The sequence below is a fragment of the Aeromicrobium sp. genome (assembly GCF_036675695.1).
Classification (GTDB): domain Bacteria; phylum Actinomycetota; class Actinomycetes; order Propionibacteriales; family Nocardioidaceae; genus Aeromicrobium.
The window spans coordinates 1-3,668 of the sequence record NZ_JAKFEL010000003.1 but is presented as its reverse complement, the minus strand read 5'-3'; the positions used below and the strand labels follow the sequence as shown (position 1 = coordinate 3,668).

General features: G+C 65.8%; 1 protein-coding gene and 1 pseudogene. Both read right to left on the bottom strand.

Annotated features, from left to right (window positions below; genetic code table 11):
* Positions 1-270, bottom strand: a pseudogene (locus V6M39_RS00075) (DNA-directed RNA polymerase subunit beta); the annotation flags it as partial.
* A gap of 86 nt (positions 271-356) precedes the next feature.
* Positions 357-3,617 carry a DNA-directed RNA polymerase subunit beta gene (gene rpoB, locus V6M39_RS00070; RefSeq protein WP_442880627.1) on the bottom strand — a complete coding sequence of 1,087 codons (3,261 nt, stop codon included), beginning with the start codon at positions 3,615-3,617 and terminating at the stop codon, positions 357-359.
* Between the last annotated feature and the right edge of the window lie 51 nt (positions 3,618-3,668).

Sequence of the window (3,668 nt, the reverse complement as noted above, 5' to 3'; positions counted from 1 at the left end):
CTCACGACGCACCTTCGAGCGGGTGACCTCGACGCCACAACGCTCACAGATGATGCCCTTGAAGCGCACGCGCTTGTACTTGCCGCAGTAGCACTCCCAGTCCCGGGTGGGACCGAAGATCTTCTCGCAGAAAAGGCCGTCACGCTCAGGCTTGAGCGTGCGGTAGTTGATGGTCTCCGGCTTCTTGACCTCGCCGTGGCTCCAGCCCCGGATGTCCTCCGGGGTGGCCAGGCCGATCTGAATCTGCTCGAAGAAGTTCACGTCCAGCAAGGTGTGTTCCTTTGGTTGCTGTTTGAGATAAAGGCTGAGGGACTGATTCCCCGGGCCGCGGCCTGCGCCGCGGGCCCGGGGGTGGATCAGACTTCTTCGACGCTGCTCGGCTCGCGCCGCGACAGGTCGATGCCGAGTTCCTCGGCCGCTCGGAAGACGTCTTCCTCGGCGTCCTTCAACTGGATGGGGCTGCCGTCCTGCGACAGCACCTCCACGTTGAGGCAGAGGGACTGCATCTCCTTGACGAGAACCTTGAACGACTCGGGGATGCCCGAGTCGGGGATGTTCTCGCCCTTGACGATCGCCTCGTAGACCTTCACGCGTCCCGGCACGTCGTCGGACTTGATCGTCAGCAGCTCCTGGAGTGCGTAGGCAGCGCCGTACGCCTCCATCGCCCAGACCTCCATCTCGCCGAACCGCTGGCCACCGAACTGGGCCTTACCGCCCAGGGGCTGCTGCGTGATCATCGAGTAGGGGCCGGTCGAGCGAGCGTGGATCTTGTCGTCGACGAGGTGGTGGAGCTTGAGGATGTACATGTAGCCCACGGCCACCGGCTCCGGGAACGGCTCACCCGAACGACCGTCGAAGAGGGAGGCCTTGCCGTCCTCCTTGACCATCCGCTCACCGTCACGGTTGGGCAGCGTCGCACCCAGCAGACCGGTGATCTCGTCCTCGCGCGCACCGTCGAAGACCGGAGTGGCCACCTTGGTGTTGGGCGTGGCCTTGTCCGCACCGATGGAGATCAGGCGCTGCTTCCAGTCAGCGTTGCCCTTCTCACCGGAGAGGTCGAGGTCCCAGCCCTGCTTGGCGAGCCACCCGAGGTGGAGCTCGAGGATCTGGCCGATGTTCATACGACGCGGCACACCCAGCGGGTTGAGCACGACGTCGACGGGGGTGCCGTCCTCCATGAACGGCATGTCCTCGACCGGCAGGATCTTGGCGATGACGCCCTTGTTGCCGTGACGACCGGCGAGCTTGTCACCGACCGAGATCTTGCGCTTCTGGGCAACGTAGACGCGGACCAGCTGGTTGACGCCCGGAGGCAGGTCGTCGCCGTCCTCGCGGTCGAAGACGCGCACGCCGATGACCGTTCCGGACTCACCGTGGGGAACCTTCATCGAGGTGTCGCGCACCTCGCGCGCCTTCTCACCGAAGATCGCGCGGAGCAGGCGCTCCTCGGGCGTGAGCTCGGTCTCGCCCTTGGGCGTGACCTTGCCGACCAGGATGTCACCGGTGGTGACCTCGGCGCCGATGCGGATGATGCCGCGCTCGTCGAGGTCGGCCAGGCCCTCCTCGGAGACGTTCGGGATGTCCCGGGTGATCTCCTCGGGGCCGAGCTTGGTGTCGCGGGCGTCGACCTCGTGCTCCTCGATGTGGATCGAGGTGAGGACGTCTTCCTGCACCAGGCGCTGGCTGAGGATGATCGCGTCCTCGTAGTTGTGGCCCTGCCACGGCATGAAGGCGACGAGCAGGTTGGTGCCCAGCGCCATCTCCGCGTTGTCGGTGCAGGGGCCGTCAGCGATCGGCGTGCCGACCTCGAGCCGGTCACCGGTCTTCACCAGCGGGCGCTGGTTGATGCAGGTGCCCTGGTTGGAGCGCTTGAACTTGGCCAGCTTGTAGGTCTGGTAGGAGCCGTCGTCGTTCATCGTCTCGATGAAGTCGGCCGACACCTCCTTGACCACACCAGCGTTCTCGGCCACGACCACGTCGCCGGCGTCGACGGCGGCGCGGTACTCCATGCCGGTGCCGACCAGCGGGCTGTCGCTCACGACGAGCGGGACAGCCTGGCGCTGCATGTTGGCGCCCATGAGCGCGCGGTTGGCGTCGTCGTGCTCGAGGAACGGGATCAGGGCCGTCGCGACCGACACCATCTGGCGCGGCGAGACGTCCATGTAGTCGACCTCGTTGGCCAGGATCGCGTCGACCTCGCCGCGCTTCTGGCGGACCAGGACGCGGTCCTCGACGAAGCGCATCTTGGCGTCGAGCGGCGCGTTGGCCTGCGCGATGACGAAGCGGTCCTCGTCGTCGGCGGTGAGGTAGTCGATCTGGTCGGTGACCACACCACCCTCCACCTTGCGGTAGGGGGTCTCGACGAAGCCGAACGGGTTGATCCGTCCGTAGGACGCGAGCGAGCCGATCAGGCCGATGTTGGGGCCTTCAGGGGTCTCGATCGGGCACATGCGGCCGTAGTGCGACGGGTGGACGTCACGGACCTCCATGCCGGCGCGGTCACGAGACAGACCACCGGGACCGAGAGCCGAGAGCCGACGCTTGTGCGTCAGTCCGGCGATCGGGTTGGTCTGGTCCATGAACTGCGAGAGCTGCGAGGTGCCGAAGAACTCCTTCAGCGCCGCCACGACCGGACGGATGTTGATCAGGGACTGCGGCGTGATGGCCTCGACGTCCTGGGTCGTCATCCGCTCGCGAACCACGCGCTCCATGCGGGCCAGGCCCGTGCGGAGCTGGTTCTGGATGAGCTCACCGACCGTGCGCATGCGGCGGTTGCCGAAGTGGTCGATGTCGTCGGACTGGACCTTGACCGGGGCACCGTCGGGGCCCAGGACCGGGTTGCCGGCCGCGTCGACCAGGTCGGGCGAGTCGACCGAGCCGGCAGCGTGGAGCTGCACGACGTAGCGGATCGCGGCAACGACGTCGTCGATGGTCAGCGTCTGCTGGTCGAAGGCCTCGGTCAGGCCGAGCTTCTTGTTGATCTTGTAGCGACCGACCTTGGCCAGGTCGTAGCGCTTGGGGTTGAAGTAGTAGTTGTTCAGCAGCGTCTGGGCGGCCTCACGCGTGGGCGGTTCGCCCGGGCGCAGCTTGCGGTAGATGTCGAGCAGCGCCTCGTCCTGGGTCTGGGGCGTGTCCTTGTCCAGGGTCAGCATCATCGACTCGTACTGCCCGAACTCCTCGCGGATCTGCTCGGGGGTCCAGCCGAGGGCCTTGAGCAGCACGGTGACGTTCTGCTTGCGCTTGCGGTCGAGGCGTACGCCGACCATGTCGCGCTTGTCGATCTCGAACTCGAGCCAGGCACCACGCGAGGGGATGACCTTCGCGGTGTAGATGTCCTTGTCGGAGGTCTTGTCGGCGGTGCGCTCGAAGTAGACACCGGGCGAGCGGACCAGCTGCGAGACGACGACGCGCTCGGTGCCGTTGATGATGAAGGTGCCCTTGTCGGTCATGAGCGGGAACTCGCCCATGAAGACCGTCTGGCCCTTGATCTCACCGGTGTCGTTGTTGGTGAACTCGGCGGAGACATAGAGGGGCCGGGAGTAGGTGAAGTCCTTCTCCTTGCACTCCTCCTCGGTGTACTTCGGGTCGACGAAGACCGGGTTGTCGAACGAGAGCATCATCGTCTCGGAGAAGTCCTCGATCGGGGAGATCTCCTCGAAGATCTCCTG